Origin of the sequence: Bradyrhizobium sp. 155 (assembly GCF_023101105.1) — a bacterium.
GTDB lineage: Bacteria > Pseudomonadota > Alphaproteobacteria > Rhizobiales > Xanthobacteraceae > Bradyrhizobium > Bradyrhizobium canariense_D.
In genome coordinates this window covers 7,789,271-7,808,363 of sequence record NZ_CP064704.1, presented here as the reverse complement: position 1 = coordinate 7,808,363, position 19,093 = coordinate 7,789,271, and the positions used below count along the sequence as shown (strand labels likewise).

The following is a 19,093-nucleotide window of genomic DNA, read 5'->3' as shown; positions in this document are numbered from 1 at the left end:
GAAAGTGGTTTGGAGTCTAGCGTGAGTCAGCAGGAACAAATCTCGCCATCGCCACCTCCTGCTACACCGCCGCCGCCACCGAAGCCAACGCAGCCACCGGCGAGTTCGCTCTGGAGCCGGCTCGCGATTCCGCTGTTCGCGGTGATCGTCGCGCTCGGCTTCGTCGCGCTTGCAACGCAGCGCTTCGACGAATGGGTCGGCAATTCGGTGGTCCAGACCACCAACGACGCCTATGTGCGCGCCGAGCTGACGCGGCTCGCCAGTCGCGTCTCCGGCGAAGTGCTGACCGTCGGGGTCACCGACTTCCAGCGCGTCAAGGCCGGCGATCTCCTGATCCAGATCGATCCTGCCGACTATGAGACGCAAGTCGCGCAGGCCGAAGCGGCGGTCGCCGCTGCGCAGGCCGTGCTCGACAATCTGGCGAACCAGATCGAGCTGCAATATGCGACGATCGCGCAGGCGCAAGCCGCGCGGCTCTCGGCCGAAGCCGTGGAGGTCGAGGCGCGGCAGGAGCAGGAGCGTCAGCAGTCGCTGTCGCAGACCGAATCCGGTACGCGGCAGCGCTTCGAACAGGCGGTCGCAGGCTATGCCAAGGCGCAGGCCGACGTGCGCGCGAGCCGCGCCGTGATCGCGGCCCAGCAGCATCAGCTCGAAGTCCTGCAAGGCACCAGGAAGCAGCGCGCGGCCGATCTCGAAGCGACCAAGGCGACGCTGGCGAGCGCGAAGCTAAAGCTCGGCTACACCAAGATATCCGCGCCGTTCGATGGCGTCGTCGGCGAGCGACAGGTCCAGCCCGGCGACTACGTCAACATCGGCACCAACCTCATCAACGTCGTGCCGTTGCCGAAGGTCTATGTGATCGCGAATTACAAGGAGACCCAGCTTACCCACGTCGCACCGGGTCAGCCGGTCGAGATCACCGTCGACAGTTTCCCGCGCGAGAAGCTGCGCGGCCGGGTCGAGCGCATTGCGCCCGCGACCGGCGCGCAGGTCGCGCTGCTGCCACCGGACAACGCAACCGGCAACTTCACCAAAGTCGTGCAGCGCATTCCCGTGCGCATCCAGTTCGACGACAACCAGCCGCTGCTGGCGCGGCTGGTGCCGGGCATGTCGGTCGTCACCAGCATCGACACCAAGGCCGGCAATGGCGGAAAATGACGATTCCAGTCGCGGACCGCTCTCGCGCGGCGGCGTCGCCCCGCAGCCGCTGTTTGCGGTGGCGGCGGTGCTGCTCGGCTCGTTCCTCGCCAATTTTGACAGCCGGCTGACCACGATTGGCCTGCCGGACCTGCGCGGCGCGTTCTCGCTCTCGTTCGACGAAGGCGCATGGCTCTCCACGGCGGGCATCGGCTCGCAGATCTTCATCGCGCCCGCGGTGGCCTGGCTTGCCACCGTATTCGGCCTGCGTCGCGTGCTGGGTATCCCCAGCCTCGTCTATGCCGCGGTCTCGCTGATCATCCCGTTCGTGCACGACTATCCGACATTGCTCGCGCTCAGCGTCGTGCATGGCCTCCTGCTCGGCACCTTCGTGCCGGCGACGCTGATGATCGTGTTCCGCAATTTACCGATCCGCTGGTGGCTTCCGGCGATCTCGATCTATTCGATCCGCGTCGGCTTCGCGCTCGATACATCGAGCTCGCTGGTCGGCTTCTATGTCGACCATCTCGGCTGGCAATGGCTGTACTGGCAGAGCGTCCTGATCGCGCCGCTGATGGGCCTGATGGTCTATTGGGGCACGCCGAACGAGCCGGTGAATCGCGCTTTGCTGCGCGACGCCGATTGGGGCGGCATGCTGCTGCTCGGCGCCGGCGTCTCGATGATCTATGCCGGGCTCGACCAGGGCAACCGTCTGGACTGGCTGGGGTCGGGGACTGTGATGGCGTTGATCATTGCCGGCGCGGTGCTGGTCGCGGGCTTCCTCGTCAACGAGTCCCTGGTGCGGCAGCCCTGGGCGCATGTGAACGTCTTGTTCTCGCGCAATATCGGCCTGGGGCTGGTCCTGATCCTGCTCTACACGCTGACCAGCCTCTCCAACGCGTCGCTGGTGCCGAATTTCCTCGCCACCATCGCCCTGCTCAGGCCGGAGCAGAGTGGCTTGCTGCTGCTCACCTATGGCGCCTTGCCAATGTTCGTGCTGGTGCCGCTCTCGATCTGGCTGCTGCGGCATTTCGATACGCGCACGGTGGTGGTCGTGGGATTTGCCTGTTTCGCCGCCGCCAATCTCTGGGGCACGCAGCTCAGCCATGATTGGGCGCGCGAGGATTTCGCGGGCATCGTGCTGCTCCAGGCGATCGGGCAGTCGCTGACCTTGCTGCCGCTGATCATCACGCTGCTGTCCAACTCCGATCCGAGCCGTGCGACCTCGTTTGCCGCCTATATCCAGATCATGCGGCTCGGTGGCGCCGAGATCGGCGTCGCGTTGATGGGGACGTGGCTGCGCGTCCGCGAGCAGATCCATTCCTTCTATCTCGGCCAGAATCTCGGTGTCGGCGACGTCGACGTGGTCCGCATGCTGAAACAGCTCGCCGACCATTTTGCGGCCCATGGTGCCGGCTCGGCACAGGCACGCGCGGTCGGTACGCTCGCCGGCCTCGTCCAGCGCGAGGCCAATGTGCTCGCCTATATCGACGGCTTCTGGCTGTGCTTCTGGGTCGCGATGGCGGCGCTCGGCGTCGTCGCCCTAGTCACCCGTGCCCCGCCCGGCCCGTTCACGCCGGCGCCGTTCGGCTTCGCCAGGATGCTGTTGCGCAGATGCGGAGTGCCCCTGACGTAGGTTCAGGATCCAGACGACCCACGCGCCGAGCGACGGTCCGGGTTGGCTCTGACTATAACGTCAGACCACAAGCCCGACGGATGGCGATCTGAACCGGCGAGGGTGGCAACGCCGGGTCGAACTCGCCTGTTGGCAGCAGCGGCGGCTGTGCCATGAAACGCGGGCGCTTCCCCCGGTGAGGTTGCGCGGCGTGAACCAGGAATGGATGGCAGAGATAAACGGTCCCTGCCGCACCGATTGCCAGTTCAACGTCGCAATCTTCCGTAGAAGCGTAACCGTTGGCAGAGATCTGCTCCAGCGTTGCGCCTGCATCGCCATAGGGCAGCAGCTCCCGGGCGATGGTGGCGTGCGAACCTTTCCGTATCTTCGTTGGCGCATCCTCAGGGCCTACGCCCGAGAACAGGAAGAGCATTAGCAATGCGCGTCCGCTGCTCTTCACATTGACGCGCCACTGCATGAAATCCGGATTATCGAAGCCGAAACTCATGTCCACATGCCAGCCATCATCACCAGGGGATTCCGGTGAGGGAAAGCGGACCGGAAAAGTTCCGAGCGCATTGGGCGCGATCCAGCGGCGGTCACCCGCGAGTTGGTCATAGGCTTCGTGCAGGATCGGCGTGTTGGCGGCTTCAATGAATGGTGGCGAGGTCTTGGATCCCACCCGAATGACCGGCTGGGTCCAGCTTTCGGGCTCGTGTGGCGATAGACCAATATCCGCCCACAATTCGTCCCTGCATTGTTCCGCAAGGTGCGTGCTGAAGGCGTTCTCGATCTTGATGAAACCGTCGTCGATGAAGTTTAGGACCCGATGAGAGGTCACGCCGATGCGCTCGGTTTTGGGCATTGCACATTTCTCCGTTCGGCCACCGCGTCAGCGCAGCCGTCTTGATCTGATTGGCGCGATACGCCGGAACGACTTGGTCGCTCAGATCAGCGGGAAGAATGTGGACATGAAAATCATGCTGCGTACCTTACGGCGGCGGAGAGCAAAATCAAGACAAGCGGGACGCAGAGCGCCTCTACGAGGGGGCGTCGTACGAGCGCGCCGCCAAGTCCGCTTGACCTACCGCATCTGCCGCGCCGGCTCGATCAGCTCGGGCCGCGGACCTGACAGCCGCTTGTGCATGTGAACCATGAAGGCCATGGCGAAGATCGGCGTCGCCAGATTGACGATCGGGATCGAGACGAAGGCTGCGATGAACAGGCCCGCGGTGAAGATGGTGGCGGCGTTGTCGCGCCGCATCGCCTTGGCTTCCTCCGGCGAGCGAAACCGCATCGCCGCGAGCTCGAAATATTCGCGGCCGAGCAGCCAGGCCGTGGCGAGGAAGAAGACCAGGAAACCGGCGCCGGCGAAAAGCACCAGCGGTAATGCGACCAGATAGACCAGGATCGTCAGCAGCGCGGTCTTGACGCCCTCGTAGATCGCCTGGCTGAACGGCAGCGCGATCCCCGGCCGCTCCGCCGGATAGTGCTCGCGCTCGACGATGTCGGCGACGTCGTCGACGAACACGCTCGCAACCAGGGAGGTGATCGCGGGCATCAGGAACACAGCCCCGAACACGACGCCGAGGCCCGCGGCGATCGAAATGATCCAGGACAACACCTCGAGCGATGAGTGCCAACCCGGACCGAGCAGGCCTTCCAGCCACGCCTCGCCATAGGTCGCAAACCAGCTCAGCAGCCGCTGCAAGCCGATCGCCAGCACGATGATCAGCACCAGTGCGACGCCGATCGACCGCCACAGGATCGAGCGCATCGGCGGCGAGATCATTTGTGACAGCGCCTTGACGGCGGCATCCAGCATGGGAGTTCCTCTCACGAAATCACCCGCGAGAGGTAGACACCCCGGGCCACTTCGGCAAGGGAGATCGGCGGCACCGCTTATGGCCGGATTGACCGCTGGCATCAACGAAGCCACGATGAATTCGGCAAGACCGTTGCTCCACCAACCCGCTTGACAACAAGCGGAACCAGCGCGGCAAAGGAACAGGCGCATATGGCGATGGAAGAATCGGCGGACGGATTGCCGCTTGCAGGCGTGCGCGTGGTCGAGATGACCCACATGGTCATGGGCCCGACCTGCGGCATGATCCTGGCGCAGCTCGGAGCCGACGTGATCAAGGTCGAGCCGCCTGCGGGCGACAAGACCCGGAGCTTGGGGGGCATGGGGACCGCCTTTTTCCCATTGTTCAACCGCGGCAAGCGCAGCGTGGTGCTGGATTTCGAGAAGACTGAGGATCGCGACACCATGCACCGGCTGCTGGCGACCGCCGACGTGTTCCTTGAGAATTTTCGCGACGGCCAGCTCGGTAAGCAGGGGCTTGGCGCGGACGAATTGCGCCGCCGGCATCCGGGTCTGATCATTGCCGGCCACAAGGGATTCCTCTCCGGTCCCTACGAGCACCGCCCCGCGCTCGACGAGGTGGTGCAGATGATGGCGGGCCTTGCCGCCATGACCGGCACCAGCGAAAAGCCCCAGCGCGTCGGCTCGTCCGCCAACGACATCATGGGCGGCATGTTCGGTGTGATCGCGATCCTCGCGGCGCTCTATCAGAAGCGCGGAGGAAAACGCGACGGCGCCGACATCCGCATCGGCCTGTTCGAGAACTGCCTGTTTCTGGTTGCCCAGCACATGGTCGAATACGAGATGACCGGGAACAAGCCGCGCTCGATGCCGGAGCGCGAGCATGCCTGGCCAATCTATGACATCTTCGAGACCGCCGGCGGCGAGCGCATCTTCATCGGCGTCGTCACCGAAGGCCATTGGCAGAGCTTTTGCCGCGAGTTCGGCCTGACTGAATTCCTCGATGATCCCGCCTTGCGCACCACGACCGATCGCATCCTGGCGCGTGGCCGGATCATTCCGCGCGCGGCCGGGATCATCAGGCAGTGGGACGTGGCAAGACTGTCCGAGAGGCTCGATGCGCTCAACATCTGCTTTTCGCCGATCAACCGGCCCGAGGATCTCTTCACCGATCCGCATGTGCTGCGGCCGGGCGGGCTCGTCAACAATGTCACCGCCGACGGCAAGCCGTTCCGGGTGCCGGCGCTGCCGATCGAATGGAACGGCAGCCATATCGGCGAAGGCCTGAGGGTCGCGCCGCTCGGCGCCGACACTGCGGCCGTTCGCGCCGAGATCGACAATGAAAATGAAGATGTCACGTCAAAAACAACAGGGAGGCGCGGATGAGCCGGATTCAGGAGATTTACCCCGCAGAACGCGTCAGCCTGCGCGAAGTCGGCCTGCGCGACGGGCTCCAGCTCGTGAAGAAAATTCCGTCCACCGACGCCAAGCAACGCTGGGTGCGCGAGGAATATGCCGCTGGCGTGCGGCATTTCGAGGTCGGCTCGTTCCTGCCGGCGAAGACTTTTCCGCAATTCGTCGATGTTCGTGATGTCGTCGCGACCGTCGCTTCATTGTCCGGCGCGCATGGCATCGCGCTTGCGCTCAACGAACGCGGCGTGAACGAGGCGCTGGAATCCGGCGTCGGCGAAATCGCCTCCGTGGTCTCTGCGACGGAAGAGCACAGCCAGGCCAATGCGCACCGCTCGCGCGAGTCCGCCATCGCCAATCTGAAACGCCTGTGCGAGATGCGCGATGCCACCAGCCACAAGCCGCTCGTCAACGCGGCGATCTCGATGGCGCTGGGCTGCTCGATCACCGGGGCGGTCGACCCTGCAGAAGTGCTGCGGCTGGTCGACAAATGCCTCGAAGCCGGTGTCGATTTCGTCGGCATCGCCGACACCGTGGGCTATGCCGGGCCGAAGCAGGTGGCGGAGCTGACGCGCGCCGCGGTGAAGCTCGCAGGGTCGAAGCCGATCTGCATCCATCTACACGATACCCGCGGCATGGGCATCGCGAACGCGGCCGCGGCGCTCGACGAAGGCGCGCGGATCCTCGACGGCTCGCTCGGCGGCCTCGGTGGCTGCCCCTTCGCCCCCGGTGCGACCGGCAATGTCGTGTTCGAGGATCTCGTGTTCCTGTGCGAGAGCAAGGGCTTTGCGACCGGCATCGATTTGGAGAAGCTGATCACGGTGCGCAGGATCCTGCGCGAGGAGATGCCGAACGAGCAGCTCTACGGCGGCCTCGCTCGGGCGGGATTGCCGGGTGGGAGCGCGGCGAAGGCGGCTTAAATCCGCAAGCGGAACGCCCTTCCCTTCTCCCCCTTGCGGGAGAAGGTGGCGCGAAGCGCCGGATGAGGGGTCTCTCTCCGCAAGCTCGAAGGAAAGTAGTCGCGGAGACATACCCCTCACCCGTCTCGCCGCTTCGCGGCGAGCCACCCTTTCTCACAAGGGGAGAGGGGAACGCACCGCCTGCGCGGCAAATCTACTCATGCCGGTGCGCGTGCTGGCGTGCCTTCGTCGGCTCCGCTTCGTCCAGGCTACGCGCATCTTACCGCGTTTCGTGAACGGTGCGAGAGAGAAGGCGCTCGCTCACAGCCGCGTTGCCCGTAGCCGCAGCGCGTTTCCAACGACGCTGACCGAGGACAGCGCCATCGCGGCCGCGGCGATGATCGGCGACAGCAGCACGCCGAACGTTGGATAAAGGATTCCGGCCGCGATCGGAATGCCTGCGGCGTTGTAGATGAAGGCAAAGAACAGGTTTTGCCGGATGTTGCTCATCGTCGCCTGCGACAATTTTCGCGCACGCACGATGCCGGTCAGATCGCCCTTCAGCAAGGTGACGCCGGCGCTCTCCATCGCCACGTCCGTGCCGGTGCCCATGGCGATGCCGACTTCGGCTGCGGCCAGCGCTGGCGCGTCGTTGACGCCGTCGCCAGCCATCGCGACGCTGCGGCCGGCCTTCTGCAGCTTTGTCACCACCGCGCTCTTCTGATCCGGCAGCACCTCGGCCTCGACATCGGCGATGCCGAGCCTGCGCGCGACAGCCTCCGCCGTCGTGCGGTTGTCGCCGGTCAGCATGATGACCTTGATGCCTTCGGCCGCGAGTGCCTTCAGCGCCTCCGGCGTGGAAGCCTTGACCGGATCGGCGATCGCGAACAGGCCGGCGAGCCGGCCGTCGACGGCCATGTTGATCACGGTCGCGCCATCGCCGCGCAGCCGTTCGGCCTCGCCATCGAGCGTTTTGGTGTCGATGCCGATCGACATCAGATATTTGGCATTGCCGAGCACGATGGTTTTGGCGTCGACCTTGCCGGTGGCGCCCTTGCCTGTCGGCGAATCGAATTGCTCGACCTGGCCCAGCGCGAGCTGCTTCTCCTTCGCCGCGCGCATGATCGCGTCGGCCAGAGGATGCTCGCTGGCGCGCTCCACGCTGGCGGCCAAGCGGAGGATGTCATCTTCCGCAAAGCCGGCCGCCGGCACGATCGCGACCACCTTCGGCTTGCCCTCGGTCAGCGTGCCGGTCTTGTCGACCACCAGCGTGTCGATCTTCTCCATCCGTTCCAACGCCTCGGCGTTCTTGATCAGCACGCCTGCCTGCGCGCCGCGGCCGACGCCGACCATGATCGACATCGGAGTCGCCAGGCCAAGCGCGCAGGGGCAGGCGATGATCAGCACGCTGACGGCGGCGACGAGGCCGAAGGCCAGCCGCGGCTCCGGTCCGAACCAGGCCCAGGCTGCGAACGCGATGACGGCAACGGCGATCACCGCCGGCACGAACCAGCCCGCGACCTGGTCGGCGAGACGCTGGATCGGCGCGCGCGAGCGCTGCGCGTCCGCGACCATCTGCACGATCTGCGACAGCAGCGTCTCACGCCCGACCTTCTCGGCGCGCATGATGAAGCTGCCGGACTGGTTGAGCGTGCCGGCGATCACCTTCGCGCCCGTCTCCTTGGTGACCGGCATGGATTCGCCTGTTACCAGCGACTCGTCGAGCGAGGAGCGGCCTTCCAGAATGACGCCGTCGACCGGCACTTTTTCGCCCGGCCGCACGCGCAGGCTGTCACCGGCATGAAGGGCGTCGATTTCGACCTCATGCTCGCTACCGTCGGCATCGACGCGGCGCGCGGTCTTCGGAGCGAGCTGCAGCAGCGCCTTGATCGCACCTGAGGTCGCGTCGCGTGCGCGCAGCTCCAGCACCTGCCCGAGCAGCACCAGCACGGTGATGACCGCCGCGGCCTCGAAATAAACCGCGACCGCGCCTTCATGGCCGCGGAAGGTGGCCGGGAAAATCTGCGGCGTGATGGTGCCGATCAGGCTGTAGACATAGGCGACGCCCGTGCCCATCGCGATCAGCGTGAACATGTTGAGGTTGCGCGTCAGCAGCGACTGCCAGCCGCGGACGAAGAACGGCCAGCCGGCCCACAGCACCACTGGCGTTGCAAAGACGAGCTGGATCCGATTCGACAGCGTCGCATCGATCCAATTGTGCGGGCCCGCGAGATGGCCGCCCATCTCCAGCACGACGGCCGGCAGCGCCAGCGCGCCGCCGATCCAGAACCGCCGCGTCATGTCGGCAAGCTCGGGATTGGGAGCGGTCTCCAGGCTCGCCACTTCCGGCTCCAGCGCCATGCCGCAGATCGGGCAGGTGCCGGGTCCGGCCTGGCGGATCTGCGGATGCATCGGGCAGGTGTAGATCGTGCCTGCGGGCATCTCGGGCTCGGGTGTCTTGTCCTTGGCGAGATATTTTGCGGGGTCGGCGGCGAATTTGCTGCGGCAGCCGGCCGAGCAGAAATGGAAGGTCGCGCCGTGATGATCGAAGCGGTGCTTGGACGTCGCGGGATCGACCGTCATGCCGCAGACGGGATCGCGGACTTTTGCCGCGGCGCGGTGGTCATGCGCGTGATAGCCGTGCGCGCCGCAGCATGAGGCAGCCGCGGGCTTCTCGACCGGGACAGCCTTACTGGAACAGCCGCAGCCGGAATGTGTTTCCGGCTTGCGATGGTGCTCGTGTTCGGCGTCGTTCATTGCCACGCTCCGGCCTTGCAAGTGATACCCCAGGGGGGTATATAGTCCGCATGCGCAAGGACATCAAGGCATCCGTCGGAAAACGTCTCGGCCGGATCGAGGGGCAGGTTCGCGGCCTCTCGAAAATGGTCGAGGAAGACCGCTATTGCATCGACATCGTCACGCAGATCTCGGCGGTGCGCGCCGCGCTGCGCCGGGTCGAGGAAGAGGTTCTGAAAGATCACGTCGCCCATTGCGTCGAGCATGCGATCGCGAGCGGCGACAAGGCGGACCAGCGCGAGAAGATCGCGGAGCTGATGGCGGTGATTGGGCGGGCGGAGCGGTAGATCGCCGTCATTGTGAGGAGCGTAGCGACGAAGCAATCCAGACTGCTCAGGCAGAGACCTGGATTGCTTCGCTGCGCTCGCAATGACGATAGTGGAGCGACGGCTACGCCGCCCGTTCGCGCGCCCGACCGCGCCGCCTTGGGCGGTCCATGGCCAGCTTCTTCAGCCGCCGGAAGCGCTCCGAGACGGTGACGCGATCGACCGTCTCCGCTGGGTGCGCGCTCACTTCTTCAGCCGGAATCGGCGCCTCTTCGTCAATCGTTTCAGGAACGAGCGGCGGCGCACGGAACGTTTCTGGAAACACACCGAAGGTGCCGGCTACCTCCTCGAGCGGCTTCTGCTTGTCGGCCCAGTGCAAGGCGGTGTAGTCGAAGCCGTGCACGATGGTGGGTTTGACGACTTCGAAATAGGGCGAGATGTCGAAGTCGCGGGGCATGTAGAGCGAGGAATCGCGGATGTGCAGGATCTCGCGGCGGGCAGCACGGCTGCCGGCCTTGGTGATCTTGGGCAGGATCGGGTAACGCACGGCGTCGAACGCTTGCGCGATCAGGGCCGAGCAGATGATCTTGGTGGGATCGCCCGAGCCGATCGAGATCATGCGCCGCCGCCAGCGCTGCGGGATCGGCAGCGGAAACAGAAAGCGCATCAGGTCGACGATGTTCTTGGTGTCGTAGCCGAAGCCGATGCGGTTGATTGCATAGCGGCAGACCGTGGTGCGGTCCTCATAGGACAGCCCGACCGGGCGGCAGACGCGGGTGTGATAGGGAAAATATTTCGACAGCGGCGCGGAGGTGACGCCTTCGCCGATATTGGCCTCGATCAGCACGTGCGGCTCGCCGTCGGGCTCTTCCGCACCCTCGATCGGGCCGACATAGAGTGCGCCGTGGGACCAGGTCGACTGCGTCAGATATTTGATGATGCCAGAGATGCGGTTGTTGCCCTCGACCAGCAGCACGTCGCCGGGCTCGATGACGCCGCGCAGATGCTCCGGGTCGCTCGGCGTGAACGGCTCATAGCCCGGCACCTCCTTCGAGAGGTACGCGGCAATCAGCTTGCCGACTGAGTCCAGGACCGTCCCCATTTCAAAACTCCCCCACGGCCTTTTCCGGCCGTCTTTTTCTCTTCTCTACCATGGTCGGAACGTGTTGCAATTCGGTTCATCGATTTGTGACATCAAGCACGATTGATTCACCATGATGGTTGCCGCGCAACATCAGATACGGCAAGGTTCGCTAGCTGTTCCCGTTTGCCGCAAGTCTCCGGAAACCATGACATGACAATCACGCGCCGCAGCTTCCTATCGGCGTCGGCGGGCCTTGCCGCGATGCCGGTCCTGCGCGCAACCGCCGCGACCCTGCCGCGCGAGGCTGACATTGTCGTGATCGGCGCGGGCGCGGCGGGAATTGCCGCGGCGCGGCGTATCATGGCGGCCAATCGCAAGGTCGTGGTGGTGGAGGCTGCGTCGCAGATCGGCGGCCGCTGCATCACGGATACGACCACCTTCGACACGCCGTTCGATCGCGGCGCGCGCTGGATGCACAATCCCGACACCAATCCGATGATCCGGCTGGCGCGCAGTGCCGGGCTCGACGTTCTGCCGGCGCCCTCAGGCCAGAAGATGCGCATCGGCCGCCGCAACGCACGGGCCGGCGAGACCGAGGAGTTCCTGGCGGCGTTGGTCCGGGCCAACCGCGCCATCGACGAGGCCGCGCGCGGCAAGCTCGATACCGCCTGCGCCTCGGTGCTGCCGAAGGATCTCGGCGACTGGGCCGGGGCGGCCGAGTTCATGTTGGGTGCGAGCTTCGCCGGCAAGGACCTGAAGGAGCTGTCTGTGATCGACAAGGCGCGTGCACAGGATCGCAACGCCGCGATCGCCTGCCGCCAGGGCCTGGGGACCCTGATCACCAAACTGGGTGAGCAGGCGCCGGTCGCACTGTCGACACCGGCGAGCCGGATCGTCTGGAGCAATCGCGACGTCAGCGTGGAGACACAGGCCGGCAGGATCGCCGCCCGCGCGGCCATCATTACGGTCTCGACTAATGTCCTGACCTCGGGCGCGATCAAGTTCGGGCCTGACATTCCGAAGCGCACGCTCGATGCCGCATCAAAGCTCACGCTCGGGAGCTACGATCACATCGTGCTGCAGCTACCGGGCAATCCGCTCGGCCTGTCGCGCGACGACATCCTGATCGAGCAGAGCAACTCGACGCGCACGGCGCTGATGTTCGCCAATATCGGCGGCTCCTCGCTGTGCTCGATCGATGTCGGCGGCTCGTTCGGCCGTGATCTCACCCAGCAAGGCGAGAAGGCGATGACGGCCTTCGCCAGAGAATGGATCACGAAGCTGTTCGGCAGCGAGGTCGCCGCAGCCGTGCAGAAAGCCAGCGTGACGCGCTGGAACGCCTCGCCGTTCGTGATGGGTGCGATGTCGGCGGCCTCGCCCGGCGGTCAGTTCTCGCGAAGAATCCTCGCCGAGCCGATCGGCAACATGTTCCTCGCCGGCGAAGCCACGCACGAGACGCTCTGGGGCACCGTCGACGGCGCCTGGGAAAGCGGCGAGCGCGCCGCGGACGCGGCCTTGCGCAAGATCGGCGCGCTCAAGGACGAGCCGGCCGACGTCCCGACGCAGTCCACGAAGAAGCGGCGAGCGCCGCGGCAATAGGCAATTGACCTGGACAAGCGCAGCGCAGATCCAGGACCCATGACCCCAGAAGTCGTTTGGCGAAGACTTGTGGTGGCCAGCTCGCGCTACAAACGCTGGGGTAATGGGTCCCCTGAGTTCACAAACGAAGTGCAACACTTCCATCTGGAGGTGTTGCCATGGGGCGGACTTACAAACAGCTCTCCCTTGACGATCGATGCAAGATTGCCCGCCTTTCGGCCAATGGCGGCTCGGTCGGGCAAATCGCGGCAGCTTTGGATCGGCCGCCATCAACGATCTCTCGGGAGCTGAGGCGGAACCGTGGCAGGCAAGTCGGCTACAAGCCAAGCTATGCTCAGCAGCAGACCCGGGCGCGGCGCTGGAAGGGCTCTCGCCTCGAGCGGGACGCCAGCTTGCGCCGCGAGGTCTTGGCAGGCTTGAGCCGCGGTTGGTCACCCGAACAGGTCGCAGGCAGGCTGGCCCGGGAACGTGGCCGTAGGGTGATCTCCTGCGAGAGCATCTACGCTTCATCTACGCCCAGATCACACGCACGACGGACTTCACCTGGCGGCGCTATCTGCCTCGAGGCAAGAGCAAGCGAGGCCACCGCGGCAAACGAGGCGGGAGCCCCGCAAGCTTCATCGAAGGCCGTGTTTCGCTGGCAGAACGGCCTGCCGAGGTCGCCGATCGCAAAGTCCCGGGCCACTGGGAAGCCGATCTGATGATGTTCTCCAAATACCGGCAGGCCATCCTGGCCGTCCACGAGCGAACCTCGCGCCTGCTGCTCGCCGTTCCCATCGAACGCAAGTTCGCCGCCGGTATCGCTAGCCATCTCGTACGCCTGTTCAAAGCCGTACCGGAGGCACTGCGCCGTACCGTCACCTTCGACAACGGCACCGAGTTCGCCGCCCACCTTTCCTTGCAGCGCCTCTTGATGAAGACCTTCTTCTGCGACCCGCACGCGCCGTGGCAAAAGGGCGGCATCGAGAACGCCATCGGCCGCTTGCGCCGCTTCATCCCCCGAAAGACCGACCTTGAAAAGCTCCCAACCAAGCGCTTCCGTCAGTCCATTGCCGCCTACAACAACACCCCGCGCAAATGCCTTGACTTCAGAACCCCGGCAGAGGCCTTCTCCTCTCAACTGTTGCACTTCGAGTGTGAATCCACCTCCTGGCTTTCGCCAGGACGACTCGCGGAGAGACTTACCGTAACACCCCGTCCAGCAGCGGCAGTCCCGCGATCACCGCGAGCGCGATCAGCGCGTAGCAGATGGCGCGAAACACTTTCTCGCTGGCACGGCCGAACAGCGACGCACCGAAGGCGACGCCGATCGCATAGACCGGCCCGACGATGAGCGATAGCACAAGCGATTCGCGTGAGATCAGGCCTGTGGTCGCGTAACTGATCATCGAGAAGAAATCCGACGCGCCGAAGAACAGCAAGATGTTGGCGCGCGCGACGATCGATGCGACCGGGCGGCCGAGCCAGTAGCCGACGATCGGCGGGCCGCCGGTCTGGGCGAGGCCGCTACAGAAGCCGGAGAGGCTGCCGATGCCGACCGAGAGCCACGCGTGGTCCTTGCCGCGATAGCGCCAGCCCGACAGCAGCAAGAGCAACAGCGCGGCGACGAAGCAGGAGATGATCCACCGCGTCGTAACGGGTTCGAGCACGCTGAGGAAATAGGTGCCGACGGGCACGCCGACCAGCGCGCCCAGCACGATCACGGCGGTGGCCTTGCGGTCGGCCTTGCGCCAGGCGTCAGGCAGCAGCGGCGCGGCCGCGACGAAATCGATCACGAGGAGCAGCGCGGCAACCAGACGCGGCGCCGCGATGCTGCTCGCCAACGGCATGAAGATCAGCGCCGAGCCGAAGCCGGAGAAGCCGCGCGCGGTGCCCGAAACGAAAGCGACGGCGCAGAGCGCCATCGCAATGGTGAGGCTGACGTCCTTTGGAAGAAAGTCAGTGAGATTCATGCTCTATGATTCTCGAGCATGATCATGCTCTCAAAGTGCCGCCGGTCTTCTTCGTCACCTCCGCCACGATTTTCGCGGCGACGGCCTCGATCTCCTGGTCGGTCAGGGTCTTTTCGCGCGGCTGAATCGTCACCGCGATCGCGATCGACTTCTTGCCGTCGTCGATGCCCTTACCTTCGTAGACGTCGAACACGTTCACAGCGGTGATCAGCTTCTTGTCGACGCTCTGAGCCGCGCGCACGATGTCGCCGCCCTTCACGGTGCGGTCGACGATAAAGGCGAAGTCACGCGACACAGGCTGGAATGCCGACAGCTCGATCACGGGCTTGGCACGGGTCGGCTTTTTCTTCGCCTCGGGGATGCGGTCGAGGATCACCTCGAACACCATCAGCGGGCCGCCGGCACCGAGCGCCTCGAGCGCGCGCGGATTCATCTCGCCGAAATAGCCGAGCACGTTTTGCGGCCCGATCTGGATCGTACCGGAGCGCCCGGGATGCAGCCAGGACGGGCCGCCCGCGACGATCTGAAGGGCCTGCATTGGTGCGCCGGCGGCGGCGAGTACCGCGAGCGCATCGGCCTTGGCATCGAACACGTCAGCCTGCGCCGAACCCGACCAGTGTCGTCCCAGACCTTGCGACGACGCAAAGCCGCGGCGGAGGCCGCTTGCCGCCATGAACTGATCCTGCGGGCGATCGCCCTTGAACACCTGCCCTACCTCGAATAGCGCGACATCGCTCAAGCCGCGATCGGCATTGGCCTGCGCCGCCGCGATCAGGCCGGCCAACAGGGTCGGGCGCATGTCGGACAAATCCGACGCGATCGGGTTGGCGACCTCGAGTTCGCGCTGGCCGCCGCCGAACAGCTCTGCGGCTGACTTGGTGATGAAGGACCAGGTCACCGCTTCGATGATGCCGCGGCTCGCCAGCGCGCGCCTGGCGCGGCGGGTGCGGAGCTGGAGCGGGGTCAGCACGGATTTGCGTGCGTCCTCGCCGCGCTCGAACGGCGTCATCGGCACCTTGTCGACGCCGTAGATGCGGACGACTTCCTCGACGATGTCGGCCTTGCCGTGCACGTCGGTCCGCCATGACGGCACCGCGACCTTCACGACGGGCCCCGGGCCCGCCATCATGAAGCCGAGATGAGTCAGGATGCGCTTCATCTCCGGCATCGGCACCTCGATGCCCGAGAGGCGCTTGACCTCGGTCACCGGAAAATCGATCACGCGGTCGTCGCCGAAGCTCTTGCCGACCACGACGTTCTCGGACGGCGTGCCGCCGCACATCTCCAGCACGAGTTTTGTCGCGAGCTCCAGCCCCGGCACCATGAAAGCCGGATCGACACCGCGCTCGAAGCGGTAGCGCGCGTCCGAATTGATGCCGAGCTTGCGGCCGGTCTGGGCGATGTTGATCTCGTTCCACAGCGCCGATTCGATCAGCACGTCGGTGGTAGTCTCGTCGCAGCCCGAGGCCTCGCCGCCCATGATGCCGGCAAGCGATTCGACGCCGTGCTCGTCCGCGATGACGCAAATCGCGGGATCGAGATTGTAGCTGCGGCCGTCAAGCGCGAGCAGCGTCTCGCCGTCGCGGGCGCGGCGCACCACGAGATTGCCCTTCACTTTCTTCGCGTCGAACACGTGCAATGGCCGTGCGCGGTCGTAGGTCATGAAGTTGGTGATGTCGACCAGCGCGTTGATCGGGCGCAGCCCGATCGCGGTCAGTCGCTTCTGCAGCCATTCCGGCGACGGCCCGTTCTTCACGCCACGCACGAGCCGCAGCGCGAAGCCTGGGCACAGCGCCGCGTCCTCGACCGTGACCTTCACCGGGCAGGGGAATTCGCCCTTGATCGGCTTGATTGTGGGGTCCTTGAACTTGCCCATGTCGGCGGCGGCAAGGTCGCGCGCGATGCCGTGCACGCCGGTGCAGTCCTGCCGGTTCGGCGTCAGGTTGATCTCGACTACGGGATCGCCGAGGCCGGCCCATGCGGCGTAGGCAGCGCCGATCGGCGCATCCGCGGGCAATTCCATGATGCCGTCATGGTCGTTGGAAATCTGCAACTCAGCCGCCGAGCACAGCATGCCGCGGCTCTCGACGCCGCGGATGGTGCCGACACCGAGCGTGATGTCCTTGCCGGGAATGTAGGTGCCGGGCGGGGAGAACACGCTGACGAGACCCGCACGCGCATTCGGCGCGCCGCACACCACCTGCACGGGTGCGCCGCCATCACCGGTGTCGACCATGCAGACGCGCAGCCGATCCGCATTCGGATGCTGCTCGGCGGATATCACCTTCGCGATGGTGAAAGGCTTCAGCGCCTTCGCCTTGTCCTCGATGTTCTCGACCTCGAGCCCGATCATGGTGAGCTTCTCGGCGAGCTTGTCCAAGGGCTCGTCGGTGTCGAGATGTTCCTTCAGCCAGGAGAGAGTGAATTTCACGAGCTCAGCCCTCCCGCGAGGGTCGGTACTTCGAGCGGCTTGAAGCCGTAATGGGACAGCCAGCGGACGTCGCTGTCGAACAGCTGGCGCAAATCGGCGATGCCGTATTTCAGCATGGCGATGCGGTCGATGCCCATGCCCCAGGCAAAGCCCTGGTACTCGTCGGGATCGATGCCGCAGGCGCGCAGCACGTTCGGATGCACCATGCCGCAGCCGAGAATCTCGAGCCAGTCCTCGCCCTCGCCGAAGCGGATCTCGCCCTTGTCGCGGCGGCACTGGATGTCGACTTCCAGCGACGGCTCCGTGAACGGGAAGAACGAGGGCCGAAAGCGCATGTTGATGTGGTCCACCTCGAAGAACGCCTTGCAGAACTCGTGCAGGATCCATTTGAGATGGCCGAGATGGGAGTGCTTGTCGATGACGAGGCCTTCGACCTGGTGGAATTGCGGCGTGTGGGTCGCGTCCGAATCGATGCGATAGGTGCGGCCCGGGCAGATCACGCGGATCGGCGGCTTCTGGCTCAGCATGGTGCGCACCTGCACCGGCGAGGTGTGGGTGCGCAACAGCATGCGGGAGCCGTCCTCCTTCGGGTGGAAGAAGAAGGTGTCGTGCATCTCGCGCGCGGGATGGCCTTCCGGAAAATTCAGCTTGGTGAAGTTGTAGTCGTCGGTTTCGATATCGGGGCCTTCGGCAACCGAGAATCCCATGTCGGCGAAGATCGTGGTCAGCTCGTCCCAGACCTGGCTCAGCGGATGGATGCGGCCGGCCTCGGCGGGCGCATCGCGCAGCGGCAGGGTGACGTCGATGGTTTCCGACGCAAGCCGCGCGTCGAGCGCCGCCGATTTCAAGACGTCGCGCCGCGCCGCGAGCGCCTCAGTGACCTTGTCCTTGGCCTGGTTGATCGCGGCGCCTTGCGTCTTGCGCTCGTCCGGGGACATTTTTCCGAGCGTGGCAAGAAGCGCCGAGATCGAACCCTTCTTGCCGAGGGCTGCGACGCGCACCGCTTCGAGGGCGGCCTCATCGCCGGCTGCGGCGATGTGGTCGAGGATGGATGTTTCGAGCATTGCGAGGTCGGACACGGTCAAATCCCTGCTGCCAAATTCGGCTGGGTTGTCGCCGCCCGAAGGCTGTAACGTCAAGCGAAAAGCCGGTCATTTCGGGCTGACGAGCGGCTGGGTTGAACCTCGCGCGGGGGCCTGGCACCAAGGGGGATACGAGGAGGCTTTCGCGATGCTCTCAAGATCCGGTCTGGCTGCTGTCGCCGCCGTTCTCTTGGTCGCCGGCAACCCGGCGCGCGCCATGGTGTGCATGGAGAAATCCATGACGCTGGACGAGGTCGTCGACACCATCGCTGCTCAGAAGGGCTGCGAAAGCGCGATCAAGGTGTTTCAGGATTGCCAATTGACCGCGAGCGGCGATGTCCAGCTCGGCGCCGCCGTCGAGAAGAAATGCGAGGCGGACTTCATGCCCGGCCTCAACATGGCGCGGAAACAGGCTTACCAACGCGAGATGCGCGTGTGTGACCGGAAGTACCGGAATAAATCCGGCACCATGTATCTGTCGTTCACGGCATTCTGCCGGGCGGAGGTCGCCCGGCGCTACTCGCAACGCGCGCTGAAGGCCGGCGGAGCCGGCCGCTAGCTCAGGCCGCCAGAGCGGCCTTGGCCTTCTCGGCGATCGCCTGGAACGACGCGGGCTCGTTGATCGCGAGATCCGACAGCACCTTGCGGTCCACGGTGATCCCGGACTTGGCCATGCCATCGATAAAGCGGCTGTAGGTCAGGCCGAACGGACGCACGGCGGCGTTGATGCGCTGGATCCAGAGCGCGCGGAACGTCCGCTTCTTGCGCTTGCGATCACGGAAGGCATAGACGAGAGCCTTCTCGACCGCCGGCTTGGCGGTGCGGATCGTGTTCTTGCGGCGGCCGCGGAAACCCTTGGCGGCCTTGTAGACTTTCTTGTGCTTGGCGTGGGCGGTCACACCGCGTTTGACGCGAGCCATGACAAAAATCCTTCGAAAGATGACTTGATGTTCGGATCGCCGCGAAAGCTGCGGCGCGGGTGGCAATGATCGTGGAC

15 protein-coding genes and 1 pseudogene are annotated in these 19,093 nt (G+C 65.1%); 8 read left to right on the top strand and 8 right to left on the bottom strand.

What is annotated here, in order from left to right; translation table 11 throughout:
- The first annotated feature begins 21 nt into the window (after nucleotides 1-21).
- Nucleotides 22-1,158 (top strand): HlyD family secretion protein, encoded by a 1,137-nt coding sequence (locus IVA93_RS36975; protein WP_026233848.1) that lies wholly within the window; start codon nucleotides 22-24, stop codon nucleotides 1,156-1,158.
- Nucleotides 1,145-2,773: an MFS transporter gene (locus IVA93_RS36970; protein ID WP_018459593.1), complete on the top strand. Its 1,629-nt coding sequence runs from the start codon at nucleotides 1,145-1,147 to the stop codon at nucleotides 2,771-2,773. Before IVA93_RS36975 ends, IVA93_RS36970 begins: the two co-directional genes overlap by 14 nt.
- Before the next feature lie 52 nt (nucleotides 2,774-2,825).
- Here IVA93_RS36970 and IVA93_RS36965 read toward each other — a convergent pair whose 3' ends face one another.
- Together IVA93_RS36965 and IVA93_RS36960 are read right to left on the bottom strand one after the other, a co-directional pair.
- On the bottom strand, nucleotides 2,826-3,617 hold the full coding sequence (locus IVA93_RS36965) for a phytanoyl-CoA dioxygenase family protein (RefSeq protein ID WP_018459592.1): 792 nt from the start codon (nucleotides 3,615-3,617) through the stop codon (nucleotides 2,826-2,828).
- Between the two features lie 219 nt (nucleotides 3,618-3,836).
- Complete coding sequence (locus IVA93_RS36960) at nucleotides 3,837-4,577, bottom strand: sulfate transporter family protein (protein WP_018459591.1); 741 nt, start codon at nucleotides 4,575-4,577, stop codon at nucleotides 3,837-3,839.
- Between the two features lie 192 nt (nucleotides 4,578-4,769).
- On the opposite strand from IVA93_RS36960, the gene IVA93_RS36955 reads away from it, so the two are divergent.
- Complete coding sequence (locus IVA93_RS36955) at nucleotides 4,770-5,963, top strand: CaiB/BaiF CoA transferase family protein (protein ID WP_018459590.1); 1,194 nt, start codon at nucleotides 4,770-4,772, stop codon at nucleotides 5,961-5,963.
- Complete coding sequence (locus IVA93_RS36950) at nucleotides 5,960-6,907, top strand: hydroxymethylglutaryl-CoA lyase (RefSeq protein WP_018459589.1); 948 nt, start codon at nucleotides 5,960-5,962, stop codon at nucleotides 6,905-6,907. The genes IVA93_RS36955 and IVA93_RS36950 overlap by 4 nt, the downstream gene beginning before the upstream one ends.
- A gap of 300 nt (nucleotides 6,908-7,207) precedes the next feature.
- Here IVA93_RS36950 and IVA93_RS36945 read toward each other — a convergent pair whose 3' ends face one another.
- Complete coding sequence (locus IVA93_RS36945) at nucleotides 7,208-9,643, bottom strand: heavy metal translocating P-type ATPase (protein ID WP_018459588.1); 2,436 nt, start codon at nucleotides 9,641-9,643, stop codon at nucleotides 7,208-7,210.
- A gap of 50 nt (nucleotides 9,644-9,693) precedes the next feature.
- Here IVA93_RS36945 and IVA93_RS36940 point away from each other — a divergent pair, with 50 nt between their 5' ends.
- Nucleotides 9,694-9,969 carry a metal-sensitive transcriptional regulator gene (locus IVA93_RS36940; protein WP_007598521.1) on the top strand — a complete coding sequence of 92 codons (276 nt, stop codon included), beginning with the start codon at nucleotides 9,694-9,696 and terminating at the stop codon, nucleotides 9,967-9,969.
- A 103-nt stretch (nucleotides 9,970-10,072) separates the two neighbouring features.
- Here IVA93_RS36940 and IVA93_RS36935 read toward each other — a convergent pair whose 3' ends face one another.
- Entirely contained in the window at nucleotides 10,073-11,050 is a 978-nt protein-coding gene (locus IVA93_RS36935) for a YiiX/YebB-like N1pC/P60 family cysteine hydrolase (protein WP_018459587.1), read from the bottom strand.
- Nucleotides 11,051-11,242: 192 nt separating this feature from the next.
- Here IVA93_RS36935 and IVA93_RS36930 point away from each other — a divergent pair, with 192 nt between their 5' ends.
- Nucleotides 11,243-12,631 carry a flavin monoamine oxidase family protein gene (locus IVA93_RS36930; RefSeq protein WP_247295839.1) on the top strand — a complete coding sequence of 463 codons (1,389 nt, stop codon included), beginning with the start codon at nucleotides 11,243-11,245 and terminating at the stop codon, nucleotides 12,629-12,631.
- Nucleotides 12,632-12,789: 158 nt separating this feature from the next.
- Nucleotides 12,790-13,778 (top strand): annotated as a pseudogene (locus IVA93_RS41390) (IS30 family transposase); the annotation flags it as partial.
- A gap of 34 nt (nucleotides 13,779-13,812) precedes the next feature.
- On the opposite strand, the gene IVA93_RS36920 reads toward IVA93_RS41390, so the two are convergent.
- Genes IVA93_RS36920 through pheS form a run of 3 tightly spaced genes read right to left on the bottom strand, consistent with a single transcriptional unit; the run spans nucleotide 13,813 to nucleotide 18,093 of the window.
- The gene (locus tag IVA93_RS36920) at nucleotides 13,813-14,583 is read right to left on the bottom strand and encodes a sulfite exporter TauE/SafE family protein (RefSeq protein ID WP_018455726.1); all 771 of its coding nucleotides are present in this window, start codon (nucleotides 14,581-14,583) and stop codon (nucleotides 13,813-13,815) included.
- A gap of 22 nt (nucleotides 14,584-14,605) precedes the next feature.
- Nucleotides 14,606-17,014, bottom strand: coding sequence for a phenylalanine--tRNA ligase subunit beta (pheT, locus tag IVA93_RS36915; protein ID WP_018455727.1), 2,409 nt, complete (start codon nucleotides 17,012-17,014; stop codon nucleotides 14,606-14,608).
- Nucleotides 17,011-18,093: a phenylalanine--tRNA ligase subunit alpha gene (gene pheS, locus IVA93_RS36910; protein ID WP_026233010.1), complete on the bottom strand. Its 1,083-nt coding sequence runs from the start codon at nucleotides 18,091-18,093 to the stop codon at nucleotides 17,011-17,013. The genes pheT and pheS overlap by 4 nt, the downstream gene beginning before the upstream one ends.
- A 151-nt stretch (nucleotides 18,094-18,244) precedes the next feature.
- Here pheS and IVA93_RS36905 point away from each other — a divergent pair, with 151 nt between their 5' ends.
- Nucleotides 18,245-18,655 carry a hypothetical protein gene (locus IVA93_RS36905; protein ID WP_026233011.1) on the top strand — a complete coding sequence of 137 codons (411 nt, stop codon included), beginning with the start codon at nucleotides 18,245-18,247 and terminating at the stop codon, nucleotides 18,653-18,655.
- A gap of 1 nt (nucleotide 18,656) precedes the next feature.
- Here IVA93_RS36905 and rplT read toward each other — a convergent pair whose 3' ends face one another.
- On the bottom strand, nucleotides 18,657-19,016 hold the full coding sequence (gene rplT / locus IVA93_RS36900; protein ID WP_007598538.1) for a 50S ribosomal protein L20: 360 nt from the start codon (nucleotides 19,014-19,016) through the stop codon (nucleotides 18,657-18,659).
- Nucleotides 19,017-19,093 lie beyond the last annotated feature (77 nt).

Coding starts and splice junctions, on each gene's coding strand:
- IVA93_RS36920 (WP_018455726.1), bottom strand. CDS start 14,583: ATGAATCTCACTGACTTTCTTCCAAAGGACGTCAGCCTCACCATTGCG.
- IVA93_RS36960 (WP_018459591.1), bottom strand. CDS start 4,577: ATGCTGGATGCCGCCGTCAAGGCGCTGTCACAAATGATCTCGCCGCCG.
- IVA93_RS36970 (WP_018459593.1), top strand. CDS start 1,145: ATGGCGGAAAATGACGATTCCAGTCGCGGACCGCTCTCGCGCGGCGGC.
- IVA93_RS36935 (WP_018459587.1), bottom strand. CDS start 11,050: ATGGGGACGGTCCTGGACTCAGTCGGCAAGCTGATTGCCGCGTACCTC.
- IVA93_RS36955 (WP_018459590.1), top strand. CDS start 4,770: ATGGCGATGGAAGAATCGGCGGACGGATTGCCGCTTGCAGGCGTGCGC.
- IVA93_RS36940 (WP_007598521.1), top strand. CDS start 9,694: ATGCGCAAGGACATCAAGGCATCCGTCGGAAAACGTCTCGGCCGGATC.
- IVA93_RS36905 (WP_026233011.1), top strand. CDS start 18,245: ATGCTCTCAAGATCCGGTCTGGCTGCTGTCGCCGCCGTTCTCTTGGTC.
- IVA93_RS36945 (WP_018459588.1), bottom strand. CDS start 9,643: ATGAACGACGCCGAACACGAGCACCATCGCAAGCCGGAAACACATTCC.
- IVA93_RS36950 (WP_018459589.1), top strand. CDS start 5,960: ATGAGCCGGATTCAGGAGATTTACCCCGCAGAACGCGTCAGCCTGCGC.
- rplT (WP_007598538.1), bottom strand. CDS start 19,016: ATGGCTCGCGTCAAACGCGGTGTGACCGCCCACGCCAAGCACAAGAAA.
- IVA93_RS36930 (WP_247295839.1), top strand. CDS start 11,243: ATGACAATCACGCGCCGCAGCTTCCTATCGGCGTCGGCGGGCCTTGCC.
- IVA93_RS36965 (WP_018459592.1), bottom strand. CDS start 3,617: ATGCCCAAAACCGAGCGCATCGGCGTGACCTCTCATCGGGTCCTAAAC.